6 protein-coding genes are annotated in these 6,655 nt (G+C 70.7%); 1 reads left to right on the top strand and 5 read right to left on the bottom strand.

Annotation, left to right across the window (positions count from 1 at the left end):
* Positions 1-293: 293 nt before the first annotated feature.
* From IE239_RS20320 to IE239_RS20310, 3 genes are all read right to left on the bottom strand, one after another.
* Positions 294-797, bottom strand: coding sequence for a VOC family protein (locus tag IE239_RS20320; RefSeq protein WP_190150764.1), 504 nt, complete (start codon positions 795-797; stop codon positions 294-296).
* A 173-nt stretch (positions 798-970) separates the two neighbouring features.
* A complete protein-coding gene (rarD, locus tag IE239_RS20315) occupies positions 971-2,029 on the bottom strand; it encodes an EamA family transporter RarD (RefSeq protein WP_190150763.1) in 1,059 nt (352 codons plus the stop codon).
* 167 nt (positions 2,030-2,196) lie between these two features.
* Positions 2,197-3,051 carry an SDR family oxidoreductase gene (locus tag IE239_RS20310; RefSeq protein ID WP_190150762.1) on the bottom strand — a complete coding sequence of 285 codons (855 nt, stop codon included), beginning with the start codon at positions 3,049-3,051 and terminating at the stop codon, positions 2,197-2,199.
* 96 nt (positions 3,052-3,147) lie between these two features.
* On the opposite strand from IE239_RS20310, the gene IE239_RS20305 reads away from it, so the two are divergent.
* Positions 3,148-3,564 carry a winged helix-turn-helix transcriptional regulator gene (locus tag IE239_RS20305; RefSeq protein WP_190150761.1) on the top strand — a complete coding sequence of 139 codons (417 nt, stop codon included), beginning with the start codon at positions 3,148-3,150 and terminating at the stop codon, positions 3,562-3,564.
* 13 nt (positions 3,565-3,577) lie between these two features.
* Here IE239_RS20305 and IE239_RS20300 read toward each other — a convergent pair whose 3' ends face one another.
* Positions 3,578-4,663 carry a 2-oxoacid:ferredoxin oxidoreductase subunit beta gene (locus IE239_RS20300; RefSeq protein WP_190150760.1) on the bottom strand — a complete coding sequence of 362 codons (1,086 nt, stop codon included), beginning with the start codon at positions 4,661-4,663 and terminating at the stop codon, positions 3,578-3,580.
* A complete protein-coding gene (locus tag IE239_RS20295; RefSeq protein WP_190150759.1) occupies positions 4,656-6,599 on the bottom strand; it encodes a 2-oxoacid:acceptor oxidoreductase subunit alpha in 1,944 nt (647 codons plus the stop codon). Before IE239_RS20295 ends, IE239_RS20300 begins: the two co-directional genes overlap by 8 nt.
* Positions 6,600-6,655 lie beyond the last annotated feature (56 nt).

Here is a 6,655-nt window from a genome sequence, read left to right as displayed (position 1 = left end):
GGCCTCCGTGCGGTGAAGATTCGACACCTCCACCACACACGGGGGCCTTCGTCACGATCAAGTCCGACCCGCGTCAACAACGCTCGTGATCAATACATCTAGGGCGTGTTTCGAAAGTCCCGTCTGCCCGGCGGCGTCTGGCACGCACTCCCCCGGAGGGGGCGCCCCCAGCCGCGTTGTCGGGATCACCCCGATACATCCAGTATCGGGGCGACCCTCCGTCTTGCGATCGCACGCACCAGACGCCGCCGGGCCCGCCCTCCGGGCGGACGACGCCACTTTCGAAACACGCCCTAGTGCACGCAGAACTCGTTCCCCTCCGGGTCCGCCATCACCGTCCAGGCTCCGGAGGGCTCCTCGACCTCCTTCAGCACGCTCGCGCCCAGCCCCCGCAGCCGTGCGACCTCGTCGGCCCGCCGTCCCGTGCCGGGGTGCAGATCGATGTGCAGCCGGTTCTTCACCGTCTTGGCCTCCGGCACCCGCTGGAACAGCAGCCGCCGGCCCTGACCGGTCCCGCTGTCGGGGTCGTAGGGGTCGTCGGGGTGGCGTACGGCGATCAGGTCCCGGAAGGCCGGGCGGCCGTGGAACTCCAGCGTCGCCGCGCCGGGCAGTGCGCCGAGTTCCAGCAGCCGCTCGATCAGCGCGCTGTTGTCCTCGGCCTCGTAGTGCAGCGCGGACGCCCAGAAATCGGCCTGTGCGTGCGGGTCGGCGGCGTCGACGACGAGCTTCCAGTGCACGGGCGCGGGTACGGGCCCGGGCGTGGCCCCGGACGCGGATTCTGCGGTCGAGTCGGTCATGGAGCTACTAGTAGCAGCCCCGGGCCGCGCGGGCCTCCCGGATTCCGTGATCCGCCCGCGCTGCTGAGTCGTGATCCGCCCCGGGCGCTGCCTGTGCTGTGATCCGTCCGTGCCGTGATCCGTCCGTGCCGTGATCCGTCCGCGCCGTCGTGATCGATCCGTGGGGCCCACGGTCAGGGCTTGGCCAGGGGAGGGGCCTTGGCCTCCGGAGGGGGAGCGGCGGCGGACACCGCCGGAGCGGCGGCCTCGGGCGTCGGCGCCGGGACCCGGGGTGCGCCGGACGTGGCGGAGGCCACCTCCTCGGCGCGGATCCGGGCGAGCTCGGCGGCCAGGGTCCGGGACGCCCGGCGCGAGGTGCGCAGCGCGTCACCGGTGAGCAGCACCAGCGCCAGCCACACCAGGGCGAACCCGGCCCACCGCTCGGGCGGCATGGCCTCGCCGAAGTACAGGACGCCGAGCAGAAACTGGAAGACCGGCGCCAGGTACTGCAGCAGGCCCAGCGTGGACAGCGGCACGCGGATCGCCGCCGCGCCGAAGCAGACGAGGGGGAGCGCGGTGACGATGCCGGTGGAGGCGAGCAGGGCCGCGTGTCCGGGACCCTCGGTCGTGAAGGTGGCGTCGCCGTGGGCGGACAGCCACAGCAGGTAGCCGAGCGCGGGCAGGAACTGGACGGCGGTCTCGGCGGCCAGCGACTCGACCCCGCCGAGGTTGACCTTCTTCTTCACCAGGCCGTAGGTGGCGAAGGAGAACGCCAGGCAGAGGGAGATCCACGGCGGGCGGCCGAAGCCGACGGTCAGGACCAGCACCGCCGCGAAGCCGACGCCGACCGCCGTCCACTGAACGGGCCGCAGCCGCTCCTTCAGGAGCAGCACCCCCATCGCTATGGTGACCAGCGGGTTGATGAAGTACCCGAGCGACGCCTCGACCACGTGTCCGCTGTTCACGGCCCAGATGTAGACGCCCCAGTTCACGGTGATGACGGCCGCGGCGACCACCACGAGCGCCAGTCGGCGCGGCTGGCGCAGCAGCTCGCCGGCCCACGCCCAGCGCCGTACGAAGAGCAGTGCGGCCGCGACGAAGGCGAGGGACCAGACCATGCGGTGGGCGAGTATCTCCGTCGCCCCGGCCGGCTTGAGCAGCGGCCAGAAGAGCGGCACCAGGCCCCACATCCCGTAAGCCGCGAAGCCGTTCAGGAGGCCTGTCCGGCCCTCGCTCCTCGACGTCCCGGCCACGGGCTCCTCCTTCTCACGTCATGCATGCGACGACGAAGGTAACGCCGGGCGCCCCGGTCTGTCATGCCCGTATCGTCATACGGTCATGACAGACCGAGGCGTCCGGGGGACTCCGGGACGCCCGGGACGCTCGGGACGCCCGGGGGTGTCCGGCCGGTCGGGGAGCGTCAGCCCTTGAGCGCGGCCGTGATCGCTTCCGCCAGCGGTGTGGTGGGGCGGCCGGCCAGCCGGGAGAGGTCGCCGCCGGAGACGACCAGCTCACCCTTCTCGATGGACGCGTCCACGCCGGCCAGGATCGCGGCGAACGGACCGGGCAGTCCGGCGCCGGTCAGGATGCCGGTGAGCACCTCGGGGGACACGGCGTTGTAGGCGATCTCCTTGCCGGTCTGCCGGCTCAGCTCCGCCGCGTACTCGGCGAAGCTCCACGCCTCGTCGCCGCCCAGTTCGTACGTCTTGTTCTCGTGACCCTCGCCGGTCAGCACGGCGACGGCGGCGGCCGCGTAGTCGGCGCGGGAGGCGGAGGAGACGCGGCCCTGTCCGGCGGCCGCGACGACGGCGTCGTGCTCCAGCACCGGGGCGAGGTTCTCGGTGTAGTTCTCGTGGTACCAGCCGTTGCGCAGCAGCGTGTACGGCAGGCCGGAGGCGAGCAGCGCCTGCTCGGTGACGCGGTGGTCGTCCGCCAGCGCCGCGCTCAGCGAGCCCGGTGCGCTGGTGTAGGCGAGGAGCGCGACCCCGGCCGCCTTCGCGGCGTCGATCACGACCTGGTGCTGGGCGGGGCGGCCCTTGTCGAACTCGTTGCCCGAGATCAGCAGGACCCTGTCGCCGGGGGCGAAGACGCTGCCGAAGGTCTCGGGGGCGTTGTAGTCGGCGACGGCGAGCTTCACGCCGCGCGCCGCGAGGTCCGCGGCCTTGGCCTCGTCCCGTACGACGGCCGTGATCCGGTCCGCGGGGACCTTGTCCAGCAGCTGCTCGACGACGTGACGGCCGAGGTGTCCGGTGGCTCCGGTGACGACGATGCTCATGGCTCAGAACTCCTGGTGGGGGTCGGCGGGTATGTCACCGACCTTAGGAGACGCACTAACTAAGCGAAAGTACCCACTTTGAAGTAAGGTACTGGCATGACGGTAAGCAAGCAGGTCGGCAAGGTGGGCTCCGTGGAAGCCGAGGGCATGTGCCCCTACCGGCTCGTCCTCGAGCATCTCACCAGCCGCTGGGGCGTCCTGGTGCTGATCGAGCTGCTCGACCGCTCGCACCGGTTCAGCGAACTGCGCCGGGCGGTCGGCCAGGTCGGCCGGCCGGTCAGCGAGAAGATGCTCACCCAGACCCTCCAGAACCTCGAACGCGACGGCCTGGTGCACCGCGACGCCAAGCCCGTCATCCCGCCCCGCGTCGACTACTCCCTCACCGAGCTGGGCCGCGAGGCCGCCGAACAGGTGCGCGCGCTGGCCCGGTGGACGCACACCCGGATGCCGGACGTCGAGAAGGCCCGCCTGGCATACGACGAGGCCCGGGAACTGCGCTCCCGGGCCTCGTGAACCACTGCGCACCTCAGCCGACGACGGTCCAGGTGTCCCCGCCCGCGAGCAGCGCGGCCAGGTCGCCCTTCCCGTGCTGTTCGACCGCGGAGTCCAGCTGGTCCGCCAGCTGCGTGTCGTAGACCGGCCGCTCCACCGAGCGCAGCACACCGATCGGCGTGTGATGCAGGGTGTCCGGATCAGCGAGACGGGACAGGGCGAACGCCGTGGTGGGCGACGCGGCGTGCGCGTCGTGCACCAGCACCTCCGCCTCGTTCTCCGGGGTCACCGCGACGATCCTCAGGTCGCCGGTCTGCCGGTCGCGCACGACCCCCCGCGCGCCGTCCGCGCCGAACCGGATCGGCCGGCCGTGCTCCAGGCGGATCACGGCGTCCTCGGCCGACTGCCGGTCCTTCAGCGCCTCGAACGCGCCGTCGTTGAAGATGTTGCAGTTCTGGTAGATCTCCACCAGCGCCGTGCCCGGATGGGCGGCCGCCTGCCGCAGCACCTCCGTGAGGTGCTTGCGGTCCGAGTCCACGGTTCGCGCCACGAACGACGCCTCGGCCCCCAGCGCCAGCGACACGGGGTTGAACGGCGCGTCCAGGGAACCCATCGGCGTCGACTTGGTGATCTTGCCGACCTCGGAGGTGGGCGAGTACTGGCCCTTGGTGAGCCCGTAGATGCGGTTGTTGAACAGAAGGATCTTCAGATTGACGTTGCGCCGCAGGGCGTGGATCAGATGGTTGCCGCCGATGGACAGCGCGTCGCCGTCCCCCGTCACCACCCACACGCTCAGGTCCCGGCGACTGGACGCCAGCCCCGTCGCGATCGCCGGGGCGCGACCGTGGATGGAGTGCATCCCGTACGTGTTCATGTAGTACGGGAAACGCGAGGAACAGCCGATGCCGGAGACGAAGACGATGTTCTCCCTGGCCAGCCCCAGTTCCGGCATGAAGCCCTGGACGGCCGCCAGGATCGCGTAGTCACCGCAGCCGGGGCACCAGCGCACTTCCTGATCGGACTTGAAGTCCTTCATGGACTGCCTGGCCTCGGCCTTGGGGACGAGCGAGAGCGCCTCGATCGTGCCCGTGCCTTCCGCAGAGGCTGAGGTCTCAGCCATCGATGGCCTCCTTGAGCGCCGCGGCGAGCTGCTCCGCCTTGAACGGCATGCCGTTGACCTGGTTGTAGGAGTGCGCGTCGACCAGGTACTTCGCCCGGATCAGGGTGGCGAGCTGGCCGAGGTTCATCTCCGGCACGACGACCTTGTCGTACCGCTTCAGCACCGCGCCGAGGTTGCGCGGGAACGGGTTCAGGTGCCGCAGATGGGCCTGCGCGATCGCCTCCCCGGCCGTCCGCAGCCGCCGCACCGCCGCGGTGATCGGCCCGTAGGTGGAACCCCAGCCCAGGACCAGGGTCCTCGCGCCGTGCGGGTCGTCCACCTCCAGGTCCGGGACCTCGATGCCGTCGATCTTGGCCTGCCGGGTGCGGACCATGAAGTCGTGATTGGCGGGCGCGTACGAGATGTTCCCCGTCCCGTCCTCCTTCTCGATCCCGCCGATGCGGTGTTCCAGACCGGGCGTGCCCGGGACCGCCCACGGCCGCGCCAGGGTCTGCGGATCACGCTTGTACGGCCAGAACACCTCGCTGCCGTCCTCCAGCGTGTGGTTGGGGCCCTGCGCGAACTGCACCCGCAGGTCGGGCAGCTCCTCCAGCTCCGGGATCCGCCAGGGCTCGGAGCCGTTGGCCAGGTAGCCGTCGGACAGCAGCATGACCGGCGTGCGGTAGGCCAGTGCGATCCGGGCCGCCTCCAGCGCCGCGTCGAAACAGTCCGCCGGCGTGCACGGCGCGACGATCGGCACCGGCGCCTCCCCGTTGCGGCCGAACATCGCCTGCAGCAGATCCGCCTGCTCGGTCTTGGTGGGCAGCCCCGTGGACGGCCCGCCGCGCTGGATGTCGACCACCAGCAGCGGCAGTTCGAGGGAGACCGCGAGCCCGATCGTCTCCGACTTCAGCGCCACGCCCGGACCCGAGGTGGTCGTCACGGCCAGCGAACCGCCGAACGCGGCCCCCAGCGCCGCACCGATGCCGGCGATCTCGTCCTCCGCCTGGAAGGTGCGCACGCCGAAGTTCTTGTGGCGGCTGAGCTCGTGCAGGATGTCCGAGGCCGGTGTGATCGGGTACGAGCCGAGGAACAGCGGCAGATCGGCCTGGCGGGACGCGGCGACCAGCCCGTACGACAGCGCGAGGTTCCCGGAGATGTTGCGGTACGTGCCCACCGGGAACGCCTTGGCCGCCGGCGCCACCTCGTAGCTGACGGCGAAGTCCTCGGTCGTCTCGCCGAAGTTCCACCCGGCGCGGAACGCGGCGATGTTCGCGGCGGCGATGTCGGGCTTCCTGGCGAACTTCGATCTCAGGAACCTCTCGGTGCCCTCGGTCGGCCGGTTGTACATCCACGACAGAAGGCCGAGCGCGAACATGTTCTTGCTGCGCTCGGCCTCCTTGCGGGTGAGGTCGAATTCCTTGAGAGCCTCGACGGTCAGGGTGGTCAGCGGGACCGGATGGAGCTGGTAACCGTCGAGGGACCCGTCCTCCAGCGGCGAGGCCGCGTACCCCACCTTCTGCATCGCGCGTCTGGTGAACTCGTCCGTGTTGACGATGATCTCCGCGCCGCGCGGCACATCGGCGATGTTCGCCTTCAGCGCCGCGGGGTTCATGGCGACGAGCACGTTGGGCGCGTCGCCCGGGGTGAGGATGTCGTGGTCGGCGAAGTGGAGCTGGAACGAGGAGACGCCGGGCAGGGTGCCGGCGGGCGCGCGGATCTCGGCGGGGAAGTTGGGCAGGGTCGACAGGTCGTTGCCGAACGACGCCGTCTCCGAAGTGAAGCGGTCGCCGGTGAGCTGCATACCGTCGCCCGAGTCACCCGCGAACCTGATGATCACCCGGTCGAGACGACGGACGTCCTTCGTCCCACCCGGTTTGCGCTGCTCTCCCACGACGGCCGCGTCCGCTCCGTCGGTTCCGTCGGCCTGTTCCGCTGGGCTGACCTGACTGGTCACTGAACTGGACCTCCCTCGAGACGGCTGTCCCGGAAGGCCTTCCCGAAGGCCTTCCA

This window comes from Streptomyces humidus (assembly GCF_014649655.1).
Lineage (GTDB): Bacteria > Actinomycetota > Actinomycetes > Streptomycetales > Streptomycetaceae > Streptomyces > Streptomyces humidus.
This window is presented reverse-complemented; position numbering and strand designations above follow the sequence as displayed.